21 protein-coding genes are annotated in these 22,502 nt (G+C 35.3%); 10 read left to right on the plus strand and 11 right to left on the minus strand.

Annotated elements, in window-relative coordinates:
- Window position 1 precedes the first annotated feature (1 nt).
- The 4 genes from rsmG to rho all read right to left on the minus strand — a co-directional run bounded on the left by rsmG (window position 2) and on the right by rho (window position 5,228).
- Window positions 2-649, minus strand: a complete 648-nt coding sequence (gene rsmG, locus ACFIJW_RS06015; RefSeq protein ID WP_375633639.1) for a 16S rRNA (guanine(527)-N(7))-methyltransferase RsmG — start codon at window positions 647-649, stop codon at window positions 2-4.
- Window positions 649-2,517 (minus strand): tRNA uridine-5-carboxymethylaminomethyl(34) synthesis enzyme MnmG, encoded by a 1,869-nt coding sequence (mnmG, locus tag ACFIJW_RS06020; protein WP_375633640.1) that lies wholly within the window; start codon window positions 2,515-2,517, stop codon window positions 649-651. The genes rsmG and mnmG overlap by 1 nt, the downstream gene beginning before the upstream one ends.
- Window positions 2,518-2,623: 106 nt before the next feature.
- Window positions 2,624-3,931, minus strand: a complete 1,308-nt coding sequence (mnmE, locus tag ACFIJW_RS06025; protein WP_375633641.1) for a tRNA uridine-5-carboxymethylaminomethyl(34) synthesis GTPase MnmE — start codon at window positions 3,929-3,931, stop codon at window positions 2,624-2,626.
- 31 nt (window positions 3,932-3,962) lie between these two features.
- The gene (gene rho / locus ACFIJW_RS06030; RefSeq protein WP_015857121.1) at window positions 3,963-5,228 is read right to left on the minus strand and encodes a transcription termination factor Rho; all 1,266 of its coding nucleotides are present in this window, start codon (window positions 5,226-5,228) and stop codon (window positions 3,963-3,965) included.
- Window positions 5,229-5,780: 552 nt separating this feature from the next.
- Between rho and ACFIJW_RS06035 the strand changes: the two genes are divergently transcribed.
- The 6 genes from ACFIJW_RS06035 (at window position 5,781) to polA (ending at window position 12,600) form a co-directional block, all read left to right on the plus strand.
- Window positions 5,781-6,620 carry a pyruvate, water dikinase regulatory protein gene (locus ACFIJW_RS06035; RefSeq protein ID WP_375612767.1) on the plus strand — a complete coding sequence of 280 codons (840 nt, stop codon included), beginning with the start codon at window positions 5,781-5,783 and terminating at the stop codon, window positions 6,618-6,620.
- Window positions 6,617-7,213 carry a Maf family nucleotide pyrophosphatase gene (locus ACFIJW_RS06040; RefSeq protein ID WP_375611343.1) on the plus strand — a complete coding sequence of 199 codons (597 nt, stop codon included), beginning with the start codon at window positions 6,617-6,619 and terminating at the stop codon, window positions 7,211-7,213. Before ACFIJW_RS06035 ends, ACFIJW_RS06040 begins: the two co-directional genes overlap by 4 nt.
- The gene (locus tag ACFIJW_RS06045; RefSeq protein WP_375629126.1) at window positions 7,206-8,078 is read left to right on the plus strand and encodes a shikimate dehydrogenase; all 873 of its coding nucleotides are present in this window, start codon (window positions 7,206-7,208) and stop codon (window positions 8,076-8,078) included. The genes ACFIJW_RS06040 and ACFIJW_RS06045 overlap by 8 nt, the downstream gene beginning before the upstream one ends.
- The gene (gene coaE / locus ACFIJW_RS06050) at window positions 8,075-8,662 is read left to right on the plus strand and encodes a dephospho-CoA kinase (RefSeq protein WP_375612770.1); all 588 of its coding nucleotides are present in this window, start codon (window positions 8,075-8,077) and stop codon (window positions 8,660-8,662) included. Before ACFIJW_RS06045 ends, coaE begins: the two co-directional genes overlap by 4 nt.
- A 4-nt stretch (window positions 8,663-8,666) precedes the next feature.
- Entirely contained in the window at window positions 8,667-9,374 is a 708-nt protein-coding gene (gene dnaQ / locus ACFIJW_RS06055) for a DNA polymerase III subunit epsilon (RefSeq protein ID WP_375629128.1), read from the plus strand.
- Between the two features lie 298 nt (window positions 9,375-9,672).
- The gene (gene polA, locus ACFIJW_RS06060) at window positions 9,673-12,600 is read left to right on the plus strand and encodes a DNA polymerase I (protein WP_375633642.1); all 2,928 of its coding nucleotides are present in this window, start codon (window positions 9,673-9,675) and stop codon (window positions 12,598-12,600) included.
- Window positions 12,601-12,606: 6 nt separating this feature from the next.
- On the opposite strand, the gene ACFIJW_RS06065 is transcribed toward polA, so the two are convergent.
- The 7 genes from ACFIJW_RS06065 to ihfB all read right to left on the minus strand — a co-directional run bounded on the left by ACFIJW_RS06065 (window position 12,607) and on the right by ihfB (window position 18,517).
- On the minus strand, window positions 12,607-13,470 hold the full coding sequence (locus tag ACFIJW_RS06065) for an endonuclease/exonuclease/phosphatase family protein (protein WP_375633643.1): 864 nt from the start codon (window positions 13,468-13,470) through the stop codon (window positions 12,607-12,609).
- A 112-nt stretch (window positions 13,471-13,582) separates the two neighbouring features.
- Complete coding sequence (locus ACFIJW_RS06070) at window positions 13,583-14,356, minus strand: Bax inhibitor-1/YccA family protein (RefSeq protein ID WP_375611347.1); 774 nt, start codon at window positions 14,354-14,356, stop codon at window positions 13,583-13,585.
- A gap of 1,124 nt (window positions 14,357-15,480) precedes the next feature.
- Window positions 15,481-15,984 (minus strand): signal peptidase II, encoded by a 504-nt coding sequence (lspA, locus tag ACFIJW_RS06075; RefSeq protein WP_375611348.1) that lies wholly within the window; start codon window positions 15,982-15,984, stop codon window positions 15,481-15,483.
- Entirely contained in the window at window positions 15,974-16,828 is an 855-nt protein-coding gene (locus ACFIJW_RS06080) for a TrmH family RNA methyltransferase (protein ID WP_375611349.1), read from the minus strand. The genes lspA and ACFIJW_RS06080 overlap by 11 nt, the downstream gene beginning before the upstream one ends.
- Window positions 16,829-16,830: 2 nt before the next feature.
- Window positions 16,831-17,763: a class I SAM-dependent methyltransferase gene (locus ACFIJW_RS06085; RefSeq protein ID WP_375633644.1), complete on the minus strand. Its 933-nt coding sequence runs from the start codon at window positions 17,761-17,763 to the stop codon at window positions 16,831-16,833.
- 171 nt (window positions 17,764-17,934) lie between these two features.
- Window positions 17,935-18,231, minus strand: coding sequence for a lipopolysaccharide assembly protein LapA domain-containing protein (locus tag ACFIJW_RS06090; RefSeq protein ID WP_375617461.1), 297 nt, complete (start codon window positions 18,229-18,231; stop codon window positions 17,935-17,937).
- A 7-nt stretch (window positions 18,232-18,238) separates the two neighbouring features.
- Window positions 18,239-18,517 (minus strand): integration host factor subunit beta, encoded by a 279-nt coding sequence (gene ihfB, locus ACFIJW_RS06095; RefSeq protein WP_273790186.1) that lies wholly within the window; start codon window positions 18,515-18,517, stop codon window positions 18,239-18,241.
- A gap of 183 nt (window positions 18,518-18,700) precedes the next feature.
- On the opposite strand from ihfB, the gene lptC reads away from it, so the two are divergent.
- From lptC to ptsN, 4 genes are all read left to right on the plus strand, one after another.
- Entirely contained in the window at window positions 18,701-19,345 is a 645-nt protein-coding gene (gene lptC / locus ACFIJW_RS06100) for an LPS export ABC transporter periplasmic protein LptC (RefSeq protein ID WP_375633645.1), read from the plus strand.
- Window positions 19,346-19,421: 76 nt separating this feature from the next.
- Window positions 19,422-20,021: an LptA/OstA family protein gene (locus tag ACFIJW_RS06105; RefSeq protein ID WP_375633646.1), complete on the plus strand. Its 600-nt coding sequence runs from the start codon at window positions 19,422-19,424 to the stop codon at window positions 20,019-20,021.
- Between the two features lie 6 nt (window positions 20,022-20,027).
- On the plus strand, window positions 20,028-20,822 hold the full coding sequence (gene lptB / locus ACFIJW_RS06110) for an LPS export ABC transporter ATP-binding protein (RefSeq protein WP_375633647.1): 795 nt from the start codon (window positions 20,028-20,030) through the stop codon (window positions 20,820-20,822).
- 911 nt (window positions 20,823-21,733) lie between these two features.
- A complete protein-coding gene (gene ptsN, locus ACFIJW_RS06115) occupies window positions 21,734-22,198 on the plus strand; it encodes a PTS IIA-like nitrogen regulatory protein PtsN (protein ID WP_375633648.1) in 465 nt (154 codons plus the stop codon).
- The last annotated feature ends 304 nt before the right edge of the window (window positions 22,199-22,502 follow it).

The raw sequence follows: 22,502 nt of genomic DNA on the forward strand, positions 1-22,502 counted from the left end.
TCTACCCTCTATATGATCGAATATGAGAAATTTCCAAAATAACAGAATTTTCATCAACTTTACTTTTATGTTTTAACAGATCAAAGTGCCAATTGGCAGAGGCATTTTTTATTTCTGTAGCGTAATCCCGACCTTTTTGCAAAAGAGCTATTGTTTTTTCTGTTAATAAAGGAAAAATGAGTTGTAAAAGAGTATCAAGCGGCGCTAATCCCCGTGCCGTTATAATATCAGATATGGGAATTTTTTGATATATATCTTCAATTCTAGCGTGATAAACCGTTGCTGGAAGATTAAGTTGAGCAATAACTGTTCGCAAAAAAGCAACTTTTTTCCCATTACTTTCAACAAGATTAATATGTGCTGTTTTTTTTTCTTTCAAAAAGATAGCAATCACAATTGCAGGAAAACCTCCTCCTGATCCTAAATCACACCAATGTAAAGAATGAGCATACAAAGGAAAAATTTGTGCTGAATCTAGAATATGTCGTGTCCATAGATCTGGTATAGTTGTAGCAGATATCAAATTAATATGTGCATTCCACTGAAGTATTAAAGACTCAAACTGAATTAAATTTTCCATCGTTTCACGTGAAACAGAAGGAACAATATTTAATAATTGTTGATATTTTTTTTCTGTAGAAAAATTCATTAAGCTGTTTTAGCCTTTTCACGTCGTTGACGTTGAATATGTGTAATAATAAGTGATAACGCGGCGGGTGTCATGCCATCAATTTTTTGTGCATCAGCAATTGAACGCGGCGACACTTCTTGAATTTTTGATTTAAGTTCATTTGAAAGACCTGAAATTGCCTGAACATCAAGAGAAGAAGGAATTTCTAAACGCTCATCTCTCTGAAGAGAGGCAATATCTTGTGCTTGTTTATCTAAATAAACCGCATATTGTGCTTCAATTTCTAAAGATTCTGCTGTTTTAGAATCAATTGTTTGTAATTGTGGCCAAAAATTTGAAAGACGCTCTAAGGTCATATGAGGATAAGCAAGAAAATCATAAGCCGAACGCCGAATTCCATCATGATTAACATGTAATCCATGAGCAGAAGCTTCATTGGGTGTTAAAAAAAGATTTTGACATATTGATCGTGCTTGATCAAGCCGTTGTTGTTTTTTCTGATAACATTCCCAACGTATTTTACTCACAATACCCCATTTTTGTGCCAAAGGTGTTAAACGCGTATCAGCATTATCAGATCGTAAAGATAAACGAAATTCAGCACGTGATGTAAACATCCTATAAGGTTCACAAACACCACGTGAAACCAAATCATCAATCATAACACCAATATAAGCAGTAGAACGACTTATAAGTATTTCATCTAATTTACCTACTTTACGTGCAGCATTTAATCCAGCTAAAAGTCCTTGTGCTGCTGCTTCCTCATATCCTGTTGTACCATTAATTTGGCCTGCTAAGAACAAACCCGGTAAAGAACGTAATTCTAAGTTTCTCGTTAATTGTTGTGGATTAACAAAATCATATTCAATAGCATAACCAGGTTGCAAAACTATAGAATTTTCCAATCCTTCAATGGTTTTCAATAGAGAAATTTGTACATCTTCAGGAAGAGAAGTAGAAAGACCATTTGGATAAACAGTATCATCATTTAATCCTTCTGGTTCCAGAAAGATCTGATGTCCATCACGTTCTCCAAATTTCACAATTTTATCTTCAACAGAAGGACAATAACGTGGTCCTAACCCTTCAATATTTCCAGAATATAAAGCAGAGCGATAAATATTCTCGCGAATAATTTGATGTGTTTTCTCATTTGTACGTGTTATTGCACATTCAATTTGTGGTTGTTCAATTTTCTCTGTTAAAAGAGAAAAGGGTATGGGATTTTCATCTGCTTGTTGTTTTTTGAGAGCTTCCCAAGCAATTGTTTTTTTACTCAAACGAGCAGGGGTTCCTGTTTTTAATCGTCCAAGTTTTATATGATATTTTTTCAAATGTTCAGCAAGTTTTACACTTGACTGATCTCCCATACGACCAGCAGCCCATGTTTTATTACCAATATGAATAAAGCCATTTAAAAATGTACCTGTTGTTAAAACAACAGCACCAGAAAAAATTGTTCCTTGTTTTTTTAAAATAACACCTGATACACAATTATCTTTAACAACCAGATCAATAACTTCATCCTCAATAAGAGTAAGATTTTCTTGTTCTTTTAATAATTTTTGAATTGCTTTTTTATAAAGTTGTCTATCTGCCTGTGTCCGTGGTCCTCTTACTGCCGGTCCTTTACGTCTATTAAGTAGTCTAAACTGAATTCCAGCAGCATCTGCTGCTCTTCCCATAAGACCATCTAACGCATCTATTTCACGAACTAGATGCCCTTTTCCAAGTCCACCAATAGCAGGATTACACGACATTGTTCCCAGTGCTGATATTTTATGTGTAACAAGCGCTGTTTTGGCTCCTACACGTGCTGAAGCTGAAGACGCTTCACAGCCAGCATGACCACCACCAACAATAACAACATCATATGATTGCATTTAATTCATTCCGTAGAAAATATTATAAGGTTTCACGTGAAACAGAATATAAATTACATAATCTTTATAATCTGTCTATGAAATAATCAATGTTTCACGTGAATCATTATTTACCAACACAAAATTCTGAAAAAATAATATCAAGCAAATCTTCAACATCAATATCTCCTGTAATTTTCCCAAGAAAATCACTTGCACAACGGAGATGTTCTGCACGTAAACTGAGATCAAGAGAATGATAATTAAGAGAAAATTCAATCTCTTTAACAGCCTGCTTTAATAATTGAAGTTGCCTTTTACGTGCTGGAACAATATTTCCAATTTCAGAAGCACGATAATAACAAAATGATTCAAGTTCTTTTATAAAATAATCAAAATTTAAACCAGTTAATGCGGAAAATTGTATAGACCAACGCTGAGCACTTTTTTCATAAAGATCAAGCTTATTGCCAACACACCATATTTCAGCCGATGTTTCTGGTAAATCAACTTGCGTAGGATTTCCTATATCATAAACCAAAATAACCAAATCAGCTTCCATAACATGCTGTTTAGCAACTTCTATTCCCATCTGTTCTATTTTATTTTCTGTTTTTCTAAAACCAGCAGTATCTGTTAAAAAAATAGGTAAACCACCAAGAATAATTCTCATTTCTAAAGCATCACGGGTTGTTCCTGCTTCTTCCGTTACAATAGCAACAGATCTTCCTGAAAGACGATTCATAATGCTTGATTTTCCAGAATTTGGAGCACCAGCAATAACAATTTTTAATCCATCACGTAAAATACTCGCACGTTCTCCTTCAGTAATATATTCCCGAATAGAAGTACAAAGATCATCAACATCTTTCCAAACTTTATCAGATATTGCGTTGGGAATATCTGCTTCATCAACAAAATCAAGTTCTGCCTCAATAAAAGCACGCGCCTTCATAAGCTTATGACGCCAATCACGATAAAGCGTCGTTAAATGTCCACTTGTACCCATAACAGCTAAACGCCGTTGGCTTTCCGTTTCTGCTTCTATTAAATCAGCAAGACCTTCTGCTTGAACAAGATCTAATTTTCCTTCCATAAAAGCACGACGTGAAAATTCACCTGCCTCTGCAATACGGCATCCAGAAAATGTCGACAATTCATCGAGAAAACGATTAACTACTGCTTTTCCTCCATGTAAATGGAATTCTGCACAATCTTCCCCCGTAAAACTATGAGGAGAAGGAAAAAAAACAGTTAAACCAGAATCTAAAAAACTACCATCACGAGCAGTAAGATTTCCATAATGCATAAAACGTGCTTTAGGTAAACGACCACAAAGCGTTTTAACTATATCCACAACATGAGGACCAGAAAGCCGAATGACTGCAACCCCTGAAGGTAACAATCCACTCGAAACAGCAAAGATTGTATCCACAGGTTTTATCCTAATAAAAACTTTAATAACTCTACGTATTCATTGAATCAAAAAATTCACTATTATTTTTTGTTTGCTTTAATTTATCAATCAAAAATTCAATTGCATCTGTTACATTCATAGATGCTAAAATACGACGAAGAACAAAAATTTTGTGTAAATCTTGTCGTTCTACCAGAAGTTCTTCTTTACGCGTTCCTGACTTTAAAATATCCATAGCAGGGAAAATACGTTTATCAGCAACTTTTCGATCAAGAACAATTTCCGAATTACCTGTTCCTTTAAATTCTTCAAAAATAACCTCATCCATACGACTTCCTGTATCAATCAAAGCCGTTGCAATAATAGTTAAAGATCCGCCTTCTTCAATATTACGTGCTGCACCAAAAAAACGTTTTGGACGCTGGAGGGCATTTGCATCCACACCACCTGTTAAAACTTTACCCGAAGAAGGAACAACTGTATTATATGCACGTCCAAGACGTGTAATAGAATCGAGAAGAATAACAACATCACGCCCATATTCAACGAGACGTTTGGCTTTTTCAATGACCATTTCTGCCACTTGTACGTGACGTATTGCTGGTTCATCAAAAGTAGAAGAAACCACTTCTCCTTTTACTGAACGCTGCATATCAGTAACTTCTTCTGGTCGTTCATCTATTAAAAGAACAATGAGATAGCATTCAGGATGATTAGTGGTAATAGAATGAGCAATATTTTGAAGTAAAACTGTTTTTCCCGTTCGAGGAGGAGCTACAATTAACCCTCTTTGTCCTTTTCCCAATGGAGATATCAAATCAATCACGCGTGATGACATATCTTTCTCTGTAGGATCTTGTATTTCCATTTGGAAACGTTCATTTGAATAAAGAGGAGTAAGATTATCAAAGTGGATTTTATAACGAATCTTTTCAGGTTTTTCGAAATTAATTGTATTAATTTTAAGGAGAGCAAAATAACGTTCTCCCTCTTTTGGACTGCGTATGGGTCCTTCAATTGTATCGCCTGTTTTTAAAGAAAACGACTGTATTTGTGCAGGTGAAAGATAAATATCATCAGGACCAGGAAGATAATTAGCATCAGCAGATCTCAAAAATCCAAATCCGTCTTGTAAAACTTCAACAACACCTTCTCCTATAATTTCAACGTCTTGTAGAGCAAGTTTTTTCAAGATAGCAAACATTAATTCTTGTTTGCGCATAAGGGAGGCATTTTCAACTTCTAATGTTTCAGCAAAAGAAACAAGCTCAACGGGATTTTTGCTTTTAAGTTCTTGTAGTTTCATTTTTTGCATGAAATATGCTCTTTGTAATTAAGGAGAAGATTGTTCTAAATAATTTATGGAAATTTATGAGTGAAATATTATTAAGAAAAAATATCCTACACTCAATTTTTTTAATCTGCAAGTACCATTTATATGAAATTTGTTCCTGTAATATTAAGTAATTATATGAAAAACTTGAAAAAATGTAAAATCCAAATAGTATTTAATTATTTTAATAACAAAAATGTGAGTTAGAATTATAGCATTAATGAAATGCTATTCAAAAGTATTTTTTACAGAAATTTATATTAATAAATTTATATTAAAGAAAGGATTATTCTTATTTATAACTGTGTTTAGTGTGGATTATTATTTATCCTCAATTTTATCCACAAAAGGAACTGAAAAAAGAATAAAAATATCACTATCTTAAAGATATTATCCCCTCTTTTTTTATAAGAGGGATTAAATTATCACAAGCATTTAATTTGTGCATAAAAAAGGAGAATTTTTCATAAATTTTAGTTTTATAAAAAACGGTGAGGATATATACACATGTCTTAACAAGGAGTTAAAATTTTTGTGACAAAAGAAAAAAAATTCTTTCATTTACACATGCTTTCTGATGCAACAGGAGAAACATTAATTTCTGTTGGAAGAGCTGTAGCATCGCAATATGCAATGATTCAGGCAACAGAGCATATCTATCCTATGATTCGTAATAGAATACAGTTACAGAAAGCTCTTGATGAAATACAACAAGAGCCAGGTATTGTTCTTTACACAATGATTGATGAAGAACTTAAACTACTCCTTCAAAAAAAATGCAAAAAAATAGAAGTTCCCTGTATTGATATATTGCATCCTGTTTTAAATGCTTTTCAGTCTTACCTTGGAATGCCAACACATTTACGTGCGAGCGCACAACATGATCTTAATGCAGATTATTTTCGCCGTATTGAGGCACTGGATTTTACAATAGAGCATGATGATGGACAGTCTTCCAGTAGCTTATCCGAAGCAGATGTGATCCTTGTGGGAATTTCAAGAACCTCTAAAACACCAACAAGCATCTATTTAGCAAATCGCGGAATCAAAACGGCTAATGTTCCTCTTATTCCAGGAATTGATTTGCCAGAATCTCTTTTAGAGGTAAAAAATTCTTTAATTATTGGTTTAATTGCTTCAGCTGAAAGAATCTCACATATTCGTCAAAATAGAGATTTAGGAGAAGGTTTTGCTCTTGATAATTATACTAATCGTATCAACATAGCTGAAGAATTAATCCATGCAAAACGCATTTGCGAACGTTTTGGTTGGCCTATTATTGATGTCACAAGACGTTCTATTGAAGAAACTGCTGCTGCAATATTTGAACTGTTATCACGATTTCGTGAAGGAAATGAGAGAAAATTCTCATGAACGCAGATACTTTAATATTAGCATCTCTTAGTTTTTATCGTGCAAAATTATTAAAAAAAGCAGGCTTAAATTTTTCCATTGAAGGAGCTTCTTTTGATGAAAGAGAAGTAGAAAAAAAAGCAAAAGAAAAAACACCTAAAGAACTCAGCTGTTTTCTTGCGAGCGCAAAAGCAAAAAATGTTTCAGACCGTTTTCCTGATGCTTTCGTTATTGGTTGTGATCAAGTTCTTGATTTTGAAGGTCAAGTTTTTCACAAAGCAACAAATATTAAAGAAGCACATCAACGTTTATGTGAATTATCAGGAAAAACCCATTCTCTTCATAGTGCGGTAGCTTTATTTAAAAATGGTCAAAAAATTTGGGTTGAAGCTTTTAGTGCACATATGTCCGTCCGTTTACTCTCATCAGAATTTATTGAACGTTATTTAGCACGCGTAGGAAAAGATGTTTTAAACAGCGTGGGAGTATATCAAATTGAAGGAGAAGGAATTCATCTCTTTGAAAAAATTGAAGGAGATTTTTTTACCATTGTTGGTTTACCTTTGCTGCCTCTACTCATAAAACTGCGCCACTTAGGAATTATTGATGGTTGACTTAACAATAAAAAAAACAAATTATCCGCGTGCTTTTGTTGTTGGTTCTCCAATTCATCATTCAAAATCGCCAAGAATTCACAATTTTTGGCTTAAACAATATGGTTTACAAGGAGAATATCTTGCACAAGAAGTAACATCTGAAGAGTTCAGTCATTTTATTGCGTCTTTACAAAAAATAGGCTTTTGTGGAGGAAATGTTACTTTGCCTTATAAACAGGAAGCTTTTCGTTTAGCAGATTATAAAGATGAGAGAGCAACAATGATTGGTGCTGTTAATACACTTTGGTATGAAGGAGATAAGCTTTGTGCCACGAATAGTGATGCCTATGGTTTTAGCGCTAATCTTGATGATTTTGTATCTGATTGGGGAGGGGAAACAGCTCTTGTTTTTGGAGCAGGTGGTGCCGCACGCGCTATCATATATGCCTTAAAAAGACGCGGATTTGAACAGATTTATTTAATTAACCGTACAAAACAACGTGCTGATAATTTAGCTCAGCATTTTGGAAAAATCATTAAAGTTTACGATTGGCATAAAATCCATGAAATACTTCATCAAGCTGATTTGATTGTTAATACAACCTCTATTGGCATAAAAAGTCCAGAAGAAAAAAGTGATTCTTTTTTTTGCGATTTTCATAAAGCAAAAAAAACGGCATTAGTAACAGATATTATTTATACACCATTGATAACTCCTTTTTTACAACAGGCAAAGGCTTGTGATCTCAAGACGGTTGATGGACTTGGGATGCTTCTACATCAGGCTGTTATAGGGTTTGAACAGTGGTTCGGAATAAGACCACAGGTAACAAAAGCGTTACGGACAGCTATTTTAGAGGATATGAGTGAAAAAAGAGAATGAAGATCATAGGATTAACGGGATCAATTGCTATGGGAAAATCAACAGTTGCTGATTTTTTCAAGCAAGCGGGTATTTCTGTTTTTAGTGCTGATGAAGCAGTACAACAGCTTTATAAAAGTGAGCCAGCTTTGTCATTCATAGAGCGTATTTTTCCTGGTGTGGTTGAAAACGGAGAAGTTAACCGTTTGAAACTTTCTGAAATTTTGATTGATGATAAAGAAAAATTACAAACATTAGAAAAAATAATTCATCCTTTGGTGCAAGAAAAAGAAAGGGAATTTATTGATATAGCGCGTGAACAAGGGAAAAAATTAGTTATTCTTGATATTCCACTTCTGTTTGAAAAAAATGGTGAAAGTCGTGTGGATAGCGTTATTGTTGTTTCTGCTCCACCAGAAATACAAAAAGAACGTGTAATGATTCGCCAAGGTATGAATGAGAAAAAATTTGCCTTTATCAACGCTCAACAAATGCCAGATGAAAAAAAACGAGAACGCGCTGATTTTATTATTGATACAGGGAAAGATTTAGAGAATACACGTCAACAGGTTTTTGATGTGATAAAAAAATTGCTAAAGAATTAAAATTATGCGTGAAATTATTTTTGATACAGAAACAACAGGTTTAGATAAAGAGAAAGATCGCATAATCGAAATTGGTTGTGTAGAAATGGTTGATCGTTATCTCACAGGACGCCAATTTCATGTTTATTTAAACCCTGAAGGCGTTATTATTCCTGATGAAGTTGTAGCAATTCACGGATTAACCAATGAACGCTTGAAAAACGAGAAAAGTTTTAGTGATATTGTTGATGAATTTTTGGAATTTATCAAAGACGCGACAATGATTGCGCATAATGCGAGTTTTGATATTGGTTTTATTAATGCAGAATTAAAACGCGTCAACAAACCGCTTATCAGTGTTGATAATATTCTTGATACATTGGCTATGGCGCGGCGTAAATTTCCTATGGGTCCTAATTCTCTTGATATTTTATGCAAACGTTTTGGAATTGATAACAGCCATCGTGTTCTTCATGGTGCTTTGCTTGATGCAGAGATTCTAGCCGATGTTTATATTGAGCTCATCGGTGGAAAGCAAGGTGTATTGGGTTTTGATAACAGAAGGGGTATTGATGAACATATCCAGAACGATAAAGATACATCTTATGCCGTTAAAATTCGCCCGCAGGCTTTACCTTCAAGATTGAGTATGCAAGAAAAAAAGTTACACGCTGATTTTATCTACAAAATGGGTGAAAAAGCTCTGTGGAATAACTTCAAAATTCATGAATAACATCATCTTTTATCTAAAAGAGTCACGATTGAAATTAAAGAATATCGATGTCAAAAAAAACGGTCGTTGTGGGGAGGGGAACACCACAACGACCCTGTCGCTACATCGTACCTCAGCTATCATAGGAGGAGCAAAATGAAAGCTATTAATCCTGTAACAGCAAAGAAAAGCTCTAGGTACTTAATATAAAGTGCAACGACTTCACGTCTTATGAAGAGAAAAAATGGCTTTTTAGAGGCAAAGTGAAAAAATATATAAGGGTAATTTGTTTTTTTAGCTGAAATGGAGAAAAAATGTCATGAAAGCAACAGATCATCTTTTTTTGGTTGACGGATCAGGCTATATTTTTCGTGCTTATTATGCTTTGCCGCCTTTAAAACGTAAAAAGGATGGACTTCCTGTAGGAGCAGTAGCTGGTTTTTGCAATATGTTATGGAAATTACTTTGTGATGCTCGTAATACAGCTACGGGTGTTGTTCCAACACATTTTGCTGTTATTTTTGATTATTCATCTGATACTTTTCGGAAACAAATTTATCCTGAATATAAAGCGAATCGCGTTGAACCTCCTGAAGATCTAATTCCTCAATTCGCGCTAATACGCCAAGCAACGAAGGCTTTTAATTTGCCTTGTATTGAAAAGGAAGGCTTTGAAGCGGATGATTTAATTGCTACCTATGCAAAGTTGGCAACAAAGGTTGGGGCAAAAACAACCATTATTTCTTCTGATAAGGATCTTATGCAACTCGTAAATACGCATGTATCTTTGTATGATGGAATGAAAGATAAGCATATAGGTATCTCAGAAGTTATAGAAAAATGGGGTGTTGCGCCTGAAAAAATGATTGATTTACAAGCATTAATTGGAGATTCAACGGATAATGTACCGGGTATTCCAGGCATTGGTCCAAAAACTGCAGCTCAGTTGTTAAATGAATTTGGTTCTCTTGATCTTTTATTGCAAAACGTAACAGAAATTAAACAAACAAAACGACGTGAAAACATTCAAGCTTATAGAGAACAAGTTAAAATATCTCGTGAACTTGTCAGGCTTAAAACAGATGTTCCTATAGATAATGATTTAGATGATTTTATTTTGGAGCCACAAGATGGTCCACGTTTAATTGCTTTTTTGAAAGCGATGGAGTTTTCAACATTAACGCGTCGCGTGGCAGAGGCAACGACATGCGATGCAGCTGTTATTGACGCACTTGATATAGATGTTGAATGGGAAAAACTAAGCCCCAGGAATGATTCTGATATCAGGCATGATTCTTATATCAAGAATACTGAGCGCGCATCTCTTCATAATTTTTCTGAAAATTCTCCACAAGTTTTTGCACAAAAACGTAAAGATCAAGCGCTGACTCAAAAAATTACAAGAGATGCTTATACAACAATTCTTGATGAGGAAATTTTAAAAGACTGGTTATCACAAGCACAAGAGCAGGGTTTTTTTGCTTTTGATACTAAAACAACATCTCTTGATCCGATGCAAGCAAAGCTTGTTGGTTTTTCACTCGCATTACAGCCGGAAAAAGCAGCTTATATACCTCTTGAACATTTTGATGAAGGAGAAGAGGACCTTTTGAGGGGCGGGCGCATTGCCTCACAGATTGAGGACCAAAAAGCTTTAGCACTTTTAAAACCGATATTAGAAGATTCAGCGGTGTTAAAAATTGGTCATAATATAAAATATGATTGGTTGGTGATGAAGCAATATGACATTATGATAAGCTCTTTTGACGACATCATGCTTTTATCATATGCTTTTGATGCTGGAATGTTAACCCATAATATGGATGATTTGTCTGAACGTTGGCTTGAGCATAAACCAATTGTCTATAAAGATTTAACGCATAACGGGAAAAAAATTACTTCTTTTGCACAAGTAGATTTAAAACAAGCAACCCTTTATGCGGCGGAAGATGCTGATATAAAGCTACGTCTTTGGCAAGTATTGAAACCGCAACTTGTTGCTCGTGGAATGACAAAAATTTATGAGCGTCTTGATCGGCCTCTTGTAGAAATTCTTGCAAGAATGGAAGAACGGGGGATTCTTATTGATAGGCAGATTTTATTGCGTCTTTCAGGAGAGTTAGCACAAGCTGCTTTGATTCTAGAAGAGGAAATTTACAAACAAGCTGATGAAAAGTTTAATCTTGCTTCGCCAAAGCAATTAGGGGATATCCTTTTTGGCAAAATGGGATTGCCTGGAGGCGCTAAAACTAAGGGTGGACAATGGTCAACTTCTGCACGGACCTTAGAAGAGTTGGCTGCTGAAGGTCATATTTTACCGCGTAAAATTATTGAGTGGCGTCAACTTTCAAAGCTAAAATCTACCTATACAGATGCCTTGCCTTCTTATATTTTTTCAAAAACAGGGCGAGTTCATACAAATTATTCTTTGGCAATAACATCAACAGGTCGGTTATCATCATCAGAGCCAAATTTGCAAAATATTCCAGTGCGAACTGCTGAAGGACGTAAAATTCGAACAGCTTTTATTGCTCCCAAAGGACATGTGTTACTTTCTGCTGATTATAGTCAGATTGAGTTGCGCATTCTTGCACATATTGCGGATATAAAAGCATTAAAAGAAGCTTTTGCTAAAGGGCATGATATTCACGCTATAACGGCATCACAAATGTTTGGTGTTGCGATAGAAGGAATGCATTCAGATATACGACGGCGTGCAAAAGCGATTAATTTTGGTATTATTTATGGTATTTCAGCTTTTGGACTAGCCAATCAATTGGGAATTTCACGCCAAGAAGCGGGTCGTTATATTCAACTGTATTTTGAAAGATTTCCAGGAATTAAAGATTATATGGAGAAGACCAAAATCTTTGCACGTGAAAATGGTTATGTAGAAACAATTTTTGGACGTCGTATCCATTATCCAGAGATAAAAGCAAAGAATGTAAAAATTCGTTCTCTTAATGAGCGGGCAGCTATCAATGCTCCAATTCAAGGTTCTGCAGCAGATATTATTCGTCGCGCTATGATACATATGGGAGATGCTTTAAAAGAAGAAAAACTATCAGCAAAAATGTTGCTGCAAGTTCATGATGAACTGATTTTTGAAGTACCAGAAGAAGAAAGTAAAAAAACCATGACTGTTGTTAAAAATGTTATGGAAAATGCTACAATACCGGTTCTATCTTTATCTGTACCGCTTGAAGTAAAAGTTATGACGGCTCAAAATTGGGATGAGGCACATTAATTTTTTTTATTTATTTTTAAGAATATTGATTGCGTTGGAAAGATTAAGATAGGCTTTGATAGGCAAATGATCTGAAGCAATGCGTGCAAGTGGTGAATAATGATTTTCAATACTTGTTACCAATTGGTGGGGAAAAGAAAAAACTCTATCAAGGGCTAACAAAGGAAAACGAGAGGGAAAGCTTGGTACAACTTCAAAAGTGCTATCAAAATAGGGAGAAAAATGATTTAAAGATGAGCCTTTTCCCATTCGCCATTCATTAAAATCTCCTATGAGGAGTGTAGGCATAAGGGGGCGTTTTTGGAAAATTTCAAGGAGCATTTTTGTTTGTTGTTTACGAGAGTAACGTAATAAGCCAAAATGAGCCGCAATAATACGAATAGGGCCTGCTGCCATTTCCAACTCTACAATTACAGCCCCACGTGGTTCAATACTAGGAAGAGTGACTTGTAAAGTATCACGTACATATCCCTTTCGCAAAAAAAGAGCATTCCCATGCCAACCATGGCCATGAGGTGACGTAGTATTAAGAGGTACAGGAATCAAACCGGTTTCAGCTTTTAATAGCTGAAGATTAATCAAACCGATGCGTTCCCCAAAACGTTTATCTGCTTCTTGAAGAGCAAGGATATCAACTTGTAATTCAGTAATAACACGGACAATTCTTGTAGGATTAAAAACTTTATCAACACCTACACATTTATGCACATTATAGGAAGCAACGGTCAGATCATAATTACTATTTTGATTGACGATGTTTGATTGATGATGAGAGCGGCTGTGAGTTGTATTTAAAAAGGAGCTATGGAGTTTTTGTTGGATAAAACCGGTAAACCAAGGGAATTTTTGCTTATAAGGGATTTTTGTCATTTTGCGAAAAGAATAGTTTCTAAGAAGCAGAGGATAAAGATTTACACTAAAAACAAAAGAACCTTGTCTCTTTTAGAAACAAGGTTCTTTAATTAAGTAATGATTTTTACAATCAATCACGGTTTGAGCCAAGAAACTGTAGCAAGAAGACAAACATATTGATGAAATCAAGATAAAGATTCAGCGCGCCCATAATAACTTTACGTCCTCTGGTATCGCTTTCATCTCCTTCATAATACATCAACTTAATGCTCTGGGTATCGTAGGCTGTTAAACCAGCAAAGATAAAAACACCAATCACAGAGATAGCAAACTGCAAAGCGCTTGATCCAAGAAAAATGTTCACAATCATGGAAAGCAACAAGCCGATCAATCCAATGAATAAGAATGAACCGATTGCTGTGAGATCACGCTTTGTTGTGTATCCATAAAGTGAAAGAGCTCCAAAAGTTGCGGCGGAAATGACAAAGGTTTGCACAACACTTTCTGTCGTATAGCGCAAAACGATTGAAGACAGTGAAAGACCAACCAGAGCAGCATAACCAAAAAAGAGACTACGAGCAGCATTTGTGCTCAATGTATTAATTTTAAAACTGAGAAATAAGACTGCTATGAGTGGTGCAAACATAACAATATAAGAGAATGGCGATGTATAAAATGTTACTCCAAATGGTGTTAGATAAACACTGCTATTGATTTGAGCTGCTGCTTGGCTCATATCTGTTGTCGTTGCTAATGATACAATTGCATAAGCGGCAGCAGCTGTGATAAGCAAACCAATGGCCATTGCATTGTAGACACCCAACATATAGTCGCGTAATCCCTGATCAATTGATGCATCGGCATGAGAAGCAGGTGCCGAACGTAAATCTTTAAAATTAGCCATAATATAAAATCCTTTAGCATATGTTCTGTCAGGTATAGGGCTTTAAAGGTGTCTCTGTCATTACACAGATAAGCTTGGTATAAGCCTTAATTGGGCAAATACAAAAACCCTTAAGAATCACTGACAGAATTCCAGCATATATGCTCTTATTATGGAGATTTATTTAAAAATTACAAGAGATTTATATGAAGAAGGAACCTTACAAATTGGTAAGGAAATAGTTCATTTTAATAAAAAATATTTCCATTTTTTGCCATATTTTTGCAAGATAAAAAGACTACACTTAAAAACTTTTCTATTGTTCACAGAAACTATGTAATACAATCCCTTATAAAATATTCACTATTTTTGCGTTTATGAGAAGAGCGGCAAGTATCATCACACTATTTTCAACCTCCAATATTGCATCTGTTTTGCACGGTTATAAGAGCTGTTGAATTGGATTTTTATATAATATATTGATGTATAATGATAAATTGTCTTTTTGAATGCTAAATGATACTCCGAATATCGCAAGATTCTCTGGTTGAAAATCTGTTCATATTAAATCAATCAAGATTATTGACTTGCTTGTGTCTTACAAGAGACATGGTTTTAATGGATTCAACATGAACAGATTCCAAATAAAAGAGATTTAGGATAGTAAGGGCTTTTATTCAATATGAAAAACGGTAATTTATATTTATAATCAATATGTTGCTTTAACAAGACACCATTGAAAATAGTTGAAAAAATGTTTTTTATTAAACAATATATAAAATAAAAAAGGAGAGTTTTTAAACGAAGCACTTAAGAAAGGCTCTGTAAAAGCGATATCTGTAAAAACTAAAAAACATACGAAAAGCAATTGTTCTAATCAAATAAACAGAACTTCAAATGCTGTGAAATGTCTCCTCAAAAATTGTGATGTAGGACACATGGATAAAAAATATTGATTCTATTTGGGTTCATTTCTTTTGCACTAACTAAGTGTAGAAATGTAAAGTTGGAAAGAAAGTAAGATCTTATAGTCCCATGAAGAGAAACACGTGAAATGACGAGCAACAAGAATTGATTAAGAGAAATCAATGCGTAATCAGACTTGTGATGGTCAATAATCTCTGTTTTCTAAGGCACTGAACATATCAATGAGAAGATGTACTATTGGAATGACGCCTTGCTTTCATCCAAGTACGCAATTCTTCAATAAGGATGGCAATAACACCGAGAGTGATAAAACTATCTGCAAGGTTGAAAATAGCAAAATAAAAAATATCATCAATATGAAAAAGTATATAATCAGTGACATGATGAAAGCGAATACGATCAATGAGATTGCCGATGGCTCCCCCAATAATAAGAATAAGACCAAAGCGCATTAAAGACTTATTATATTCAGTATTTTTCCATAACCATAGAAGAAAGATAATCACAATGATCGTGATGGCGATGATTCCCCACTGAGAAAAGGAAGAAAAAAACGAAAATGCAATGCCAGAATTGCGCACATGATAAAGGGAAAGAAAAGGAATAAGCGAAATTTCTGTTCCTAAAGGCATATTGTGCATAACCCAGTATTTGACAGCTTGATCAAGTACTACTGTAAAAGCCAAGCCCAAGAGAAGAAAAGGGAGTGATTTACGAATCATGTTTTTCCTCACATGGTTCCAGTATTAAATAGGGGCGACGGATTTCATAAAGCATAACAGCTGTTGCTACAGCTAGATTAAGCGAGTCTGCTCGTCCGCTTTGTGGAATACGCGTAAGTTTATCACACCGATTCGTAAGAAGATCTGATAATCCCTGTTTTTCATTTCCCATTAAAAGGATAATAGGGCCATTTTTGAAGTCAAGTGTGCGATAATCCAGAGAACCTTTGAGGTGTGTTCCAACAATCATACCTTTAAAGTGAGAAGACCAGTTTAAAAAGCCGTTTTCATCAAAACGATAAAGTGGTACAGAGAAAATAGATCCCATGGTTGCACGGACTGTTTCAGGCGAGAAAGGGTCTGTTGTCTCGCCAATTAAAATAACACCTTTAGCACCTACAGCATCAGCTGTTCGAATAATGGTACCAAGGTTTCCAGGATCACGTACACGATCAAGCGCGATGTAAACATCTTTAATCTGCCCTTTTATCATTTCAAAAGAGTGCCATTTTTGCTTGAAAATACCAATAACTGTTTGTGGATTATCGCGTCGGGTAAGTGATTCCATAACCTTTTGTGAGGCTTTAATAACAAAACCACCGTTGGCTACAGCACGTGCGGCAGTATTTTCGATAGTAGCATTACCGATTTCACTTTTAGAAAAAATAAGCGTCTGTATTGTCCAGCCAAGATTGAGAGCATCAATGACCAATTTCAATCCTTCTGCCATGAAAAGACCTTCTCTATTACGGTTTTTCTTTTGGCTAAGTGCTTTAAGATTTTTTATGATGGGGTTGCTAAGAGAGGTAATTTCTTTCACTCTACCAGTTTTGGGTCTACACATATTCAAGCAATCCAACGGCTAAAAAGAGAAGTAGAAAGAGCACGTCCTGCAACTTCTTCACGCAAAATGAGTTCTCCTGATTCGACCGTACCACCAAGATTTACAAATGCATCACGCATTAAAGCATGAAGTGCAAAGAAGGAAGCACGAATAGAATAAGCCGTAAGGACAACAGAGAGCGGTTTATCAGAGAGAAGTTTACGACAATTTGTGATCATAGCGGGTAAATGATCAAACAGTTGCCAAATTTCACCATGGGGTCCACGCCCATAAGCAGGGGGATCAAGAAGAATCATATCATAGCTTTTCTTACGACGCAGTTCACGCTCGACAAATTTCATAGCATCATCGCAAATCCAGCGAATAGAATGATCTGGTAATCCTGCTCTTTCTTGATTAGCTTTTGCCCACGCAATGGCTTTTTTAGAAGCATCAACATGGGTAACATTCGCACCTGCTCGTGCTCCAATCAAAGAGGCAATACCTGTATAGCCAAAAAGATTCAACAATTTTATAGGGCGTTCGGCTTTAACAATTTGTTCTTCCATAGAGCGCCAATGGGCATCTTGTTCAGGAAAAACCCCCACATGACGAAAGGAAGTAAAACGGCCTAGAAAAGACAATCCATTCCAAGCAAGAGCCCATGTTTCATCAAGTGGCTTTTTAGGAAAATGCCAACGCCCAACCCCTTCTTCATCAAGGTTTCCTGTGAAAATAGCATCAACATCAGCCCATTTTTTTTGTGGTAAAGCGGGTTTCCATAGTGCTTGACCTTCTGGTCGAATAATGCGGTAAGCTCCATAACGTTCTAATTTTTGTCCATGACCAGAATCAATGAGAGCATAGTTTTCGCTTATACCCGTTTCTAAAATAAGGGGCAGCTTTTCCTGCGGATATCTATTGTTATGGGAGAATTGAAAGCATTGTGCGGGCATGTTTTGTATCACGGTATATGAGGTATAAAAATATATTATAAAACTCTTAAATGTTTCGTAAAAGTGCAAAAAAGCTAAAGTCAATTAAAACATGTATAAAAAAGAAAAAGAGCACTTTTAACTCTGTACTGAATATAGAATACAGAGAGAAAAGATTTCATTTAAATACCATTACACCAGATTTGTGATAGATGTTTTCAATTTTTCAATCTCGGCTTTACTTTTTTTGAGAGCTTTTTTGTATTTGTGGTAGGAAAACCAACTGATCAGATTTCCTAATAAAATACCAAAAACAAAGAAAATAAAGAGCCATATAAAGAGGGGAGCATGATAAGTAAAACTTTCAGGATTTGCTCGAAAAGGATCAAGGGTTAACGGAACCATTTGACGATTAGCCACGATAAAAACAATCAAAACCGCTGCGAGAATCACACCGATACTTGTTAGAAGAATACGTTTAATTATCATAAGTTTCTCACTGATTAAGACGGTCGCGTAAATCCTTGCCAGTTTTAAAAAAAGGAATCCACTTTTCTTCAACAGAAACGGCTTCACCTGTTCGTGGATTACGTCCATTACGGGCTGAACGGCTTTTTACAGAAAAAGCTCCAAATCCACGAAGTTCAACGCGATTGCCATTTGCAAGTGCTGTTGCAATTTCCTCAAAAATAGCATTTACAATATTCTCCACATCCCGTTGAAAAAGATGCGGGTTATGACGAGCGATAATTTGCACAAGCTCTGATTTTACCACAATAGCCTCACTTTCACACAAAAAAATTTTGTAATTGTGCACTCCATGCATATTACAATATATAAACGGATAAAAGCAAAATAAAATCAAGAAAAAACAAATTGCAAGAAACAAAATTTGAAAATACCTTCTATAAAGGGTATACAGATTAAAAATGCGGAGGATTTAAGAGATCAGGAGAGTATGTCCGTACACAATCATTATAAAGCCTTTTCAACGCAATCATCTTTTGGAGATGTTTTAAAAAAAGCATCTCGTCATTCGCGTCGCATTAGCATATTAAAAATTTTTTTACCTCTCTTAGCGTTGATTTCAGCGCTGGTTTTTTGCTGGTTGACGTTTTTCTTGGTTCCCGTTACTTCTGATTCTATGCCTTTGAATAATGGAGAAAGTGGCGTGATGAATTTGACGATGCTCAATCCAAAATTAGAAGGGTATACGCGTGCTCATGAACCTTATTGGCTTAAAGCAGAAAAGGCATTTCAAGACCATACCCACGCTGGAATGATTGGGTTGCAAAACATTACAGCTAGAGCATTTATGGGCCAACAAAGACAGGTTTTTCTTTCAGCACAAGGGGGGGGTTACGATAACATTAATGGTTTTTTACAGTTGGATAAGCCATTCACGATTACGACAAATGATGGGATGATGGTACAATTTATGTCAGCTAGTATTAACTTATCCGAGGGACAGTTAAAAACAGATCAACGTGTTAATATTCAGCAAGCCGGTTTGAATCTTGCCGCAAACGCCTTACAAATTCGAGAAAAAGGAAAAAACATATATTTCCATGGTGGTGTGCATTTAGTGCTTCAAAAGCAATAACGCAATATCAATACAAATCTTTAAAGGATATTTATAAAGAGAAGTATGTGTATATACAAACAGAAGAATTGAAATAATGAAATCGTACAAAAGATGGATAGGTGTGATGTTGGCTTTTAGCATGGGAATGTTAGGAGAAGGAGCAGTTTTAGGATATGCTGAAGTGGCCCATTTTGGAATAAGTCTATCAAGCGATAAAGAACCGGTAGAACTTCATGCAGATTCTTTGGAAATACGTGATAAAGAAGGGATAGCGCTTTTTAAGGGTGACGTTTCAGTGGTACAAGGTGAACGTCTTTTAAGAACGGCAGAATTAGTTGTTTACTACGATAAAGCATATAAAGAAATTGATAAAAACAGGAAAGATACAAAGGCATCATCTGTTTCTTTATTTGGTTCGTCGAGTATACAAAAAATGGAAGCTTTAGGAAAAGTTTATATAAAAATTGCTACGCAAGTTGCTACGGGTGATAAAGGCGTTTTTGATGGAAAGTCAAAAATGATGAGTTTGACAGGGAATCATGTTGTGTTAACTGATGGTGACAATGTGGCAACGGGGTGCAAACTAACGGCAAATATGGAAAGCGGAAAGGCTTTTTTAGAAGGTTGTGAGACGCCTAAGAAAAAAGGCCGTGTTTCTATTATTTTAAAACAAAATCAAAAGAATGGCCATTAAGATTTCATGTTTGGAATCAAAAGAAAAAAACAGACCGATAGGTATAATCTTGAAAGTGAAGCTTCAAAAAATCCCTTAAAAGGGACCTTGATTGCCAGTAATTTGATTAAAGTTTATCGAGGAAGACGAACTGTTAATGGTGTTTCTTTTGGCATTCGTACGGGAGAAGCCGTTGGCATTTTAGGGCCCAATGGGGCAGGTAAAACAACTTGTTTTTATATGGTGACAGGGCTTATAAAATCTGATGGAGGATCCATTAAAATTGATGGATTTGATATTACGCATCTTCCGATGTATCGACGTGCGCGTTTAGGTATTGGATATCTTCCACAGGAAGCGTCTATTTTTCGTGGTCTTTCAGTAGAAAATAACATTAAAGCTGTTTTAGAGGTCGTTGAAAAAGATCGCCTTAAACAACGTGAAGAGTTAGATAGCCTTTTACATGAATTTAAAATTGATCATTTACGTAAAATGTCTGCACTTTCGTTATCTGGAGGTGAACGTCGGCGACTTGAAATTGCGCGCGCTTTAGCTTCTCGTCCCCATTTTATGTTACTTGATGAACCATTTGCAGGAATTGATCCTATCGCTATTTTCGATATTCAACAACTTATTCGTCATTTAACGAGGCGTGGCATTGGTATTTTAATAACGGATCATAATGTGCGTGAGACATTAGGGCTTGTCGATCGCGCTTATATTATTCATACAGGGCGGGTGTTAGTTCACGGTTGTCCTAACGATATTATCAACAACGTTGATGTACGCAGAATTTATTTGGGAAATCAGTTTTCTCTTTGATTTTACAGCTTTCACGAGTTTCCATTTAAGTTTAACCAAACATTATTACTGAAAATCTCCTTATTTATGCCAAAACTTCTTTTATGACTATAACCTTAATGTTGTTATTGAGTGGTGAAAAAGGCTTCATCATTAGAGGTTAGTCTGTTGTTTTATAAGTTTAGCTTACTCATAATTGTATCATAGAAAAGATATCACTAGATTAACGTGATAATGAGTGATAAACGAAGCGCTCAATAAATGCGTGTGTTATTGAAAGGTAAGAGATATTTATCATATTTTTCTCTGTCGAATCAAATCATATATCGATGATGCTGTTTTAGGTATTTTGATGGGAGCACCGGTTTATATATTGCGGTTATTCAATAGGAGTTGTCGTATTTTATTGGTTTATATGGCCTATTTGAAAATAGGAGCTTGGCTACAGATATCAGGCTAAATCTATAAATCTTTTAAAATAATCATTAAATTTCTAAAAATCTTTATATTCTTGTTATAAGTCGATGTTCAAGCTATACAGTAATTTTCAAAGTAAAGGTCCATTTTGCTCAGTATGCTTTTCATCTTAATTTAAGGGCTCATTTTTAAAGAAAGAAAAACTCTGATGGCGGATTATACATCAACTCTTATGACAAGTTTAATAAATTTATGAATAATGGCCTTTTCTAGAGTCGTAAGGAAATTAACTTTATGAACAACTTCATTTCTTTGGTTTCTTATGCCGTTAATGATGATCCGAATAATATTTATTGTTGTTTTAGAAGTGATATGAGATGTATTGAGCCATCACCCATTATAAATTGAAAAGTAAAAACACATGCGATGTTGCGAAAAGTGAAAGAACATTAAGTATCTATAGCGTTTATAGGTTTATTGATGAGCATTTTAGCGTGTAAGAGGAAAATTAAAGTATGAATTTGAGTGAGTTAATAGCACCGGAAGCGATCATTCCGGCTCTTAATGCTAATTCGAAAAAACAGGTTCTGCAAATTTTAGCCGAAAAAGCTTCCAAGCTAACAGGTCTTAGTGAGCATGTGATTTTTGATGTTGTTTTACAACGCGAGAAGCTTGGTTCAACGGGTTTGGGTGGAGGTATTGCGATTCCTCATGGAAAATTACCTGATATTAATCGGATCATTGGTATATTTGCACGTCTTGAAAGTCCTGTTGATTTTGAAGCTCTTGACGACGAACCTATAGATCTCGTTTTTCTCCTTTTAGCACCTGAAAATGCTGGTGCAGATCACTTAAAAGCTTTATCACAGATCGCACGTGTTTTGCGTCACACTGATGTTGTACAAAAGTTTCGCAGTACGCATAATGCCAATGCGCTTTATTCTTTATTGATTCAGACTTCAGAATCAAATGCAGCTTAAAAGTTATTATGAGCGTATAAATTGCGAGGTATGCACTACAGAGCGTAGGAAATAATATAATTTGCATCTTAAGACTAATAACAAAAGGTTATGTCATGAGATTTAAGAAAATCACTTCTAAGTGAACCTTCTTTTTAAAGAGCAAGCAACAAAAACGAAGGGCTTGTCCTTTCTTGTTCTCGTATATTAAAGCATCTAATTATTATGTTCGTGGATTCTTTTATCCTGTTATACTGTAAAAACACTATCATTTGAGATATGGTGAGATAAATTCTGTAAGTCTTCTTAATATATTAAGTGCTTT

It is taken from the genome of Bartonella sp. MM97QHHN (assembly GCF_042194285.1).
In the GTDB taxonomy this organism is placed as follows: domain Bacteria; phylum Pseudomonadota; class Alphaproteobacteria; order Rhizobiales; family Rhizobiaceae; genus Bartonella.

Bases quoted from the DNA above. Each gene is read 5' to 3' on its own strand.
- rsmG (WP_375633639.1), bottom strand. From the start codon at position 649: ATGAATTTTTCTACAGAAAAAAAATATCAACAATTATTAAATATTGTT.
- mnmG (WP_375633640.1), bottom strand. From the start codon at position 2,517: ATGCAATCATATGATGTTGTTATTGTTGGTGGTGGTCATGCTGGCTGT.
- rho (WP_015857121.1), bottom strand. From the start codon at position 5,228: ATGCAAAAAATGAAACTACAAGAACTTAAAAGCAAAAATCCCGTTGAG.
- ACFIJW_RS06040 (WP_375611343.1), top strand. From the start codon at position 6,617: ATGAACGCAGATACTTTAATATTAGCATCTCTTAGTTTTTATCGTGCA.
- ACFIJW_RS06045 (WP_375629126.1), top strand. From the start codon at position 7,206: ATGGTTGACTTAACAATAAAAAAAACAAATTATCCGCGTGCTTTTGTT.
- coaE (WP_375612770.1), top strand. From the start codon at position 8,075: ATGAAGATCATAGGATTAACGGGATCAATTGCTATGGGAAAATCAACA.
- dnaQ (WP_375629128.1), top strand. From the start codon at position 8,667: ATGCGTGAAATTATTTTTGATACAGAAACAACAGGTTTAGATAAAGAG.
- polA (WP_375633642.1), top strand. From the start codon at position 9,673: ATGAAAGCAACAGATCATCTTTTTTTGGTTGACGGATCAGGCTATATT.
- ACFIJW_RS06065 (WP_375633643.1), bottom strand. From the start codon at position 13,470: ATGACAAAAATCCCTTATAAGCAAAAATTCCCTTGGTTTACCGGTTTT.
- ACFIJW_RS06070 (WP_375611347.1), bottom strand. From the start codon at position 14,356: ATGGCTAATTTTAAAGATTTACGTTCGGCACCTGCTTCTCATGCCGAT.
- lspA (WP_375611348.1), bottom strand. From the start codon at position 15,984: ATGATTCGTAAATCACTCCCTTTTCTTCTCTTGGGCTTGGCTTTTACA.
- ACFIJW_RS06080 (WP_375611349.1), bottom strand. From the start codon at position 16,828: ATGTGTAGACCCAAAACTGGTAGAGTGAAAGAAATTACCTCTCTTAGC.
- ACFIJW_RS06085 (WP_375633644.1), bottom strand. From the start codon at position 17,763: ATGCCCGCACAATGCTTTCAATTCTCCCATAACAATAGATATCCGCAG.
- ACFIJW_RS06090 (WP_375617461.1), bottom strand. From the start codon at position 18,231: ATGATAATTAAACGTATTCTTCTAACAAGTATCGGTGTGATTCTCGCA.
- lptC (WP_375633645.1), top strand. From the start codon at position 18,701: ATGTCCGTACACAATCATTATAAAGCCTTTTCAACGCAATCATCTTTT.
- ACFIJW_RS06105 (WP_375633646.1), top strand. From the start codon at position 19,422: ATGAAATCGTACAAAAGATGGATAGGTGTGATGTTGGCTTTTAGCATG.
- lptB (WP_375633647.1), top strand. From the start codon at position 20,028: ATGTTTGGAATCAAAAGAAAAAAACAGACCGATAGGTATAATCTTGAA.
- ptsN (WP_375633648.1), top strand. From the start codon at position 21,734: ATGAATTTGAGTGAGTTAATAGCACCGGAAGCGATCATTCCGGCTCTT.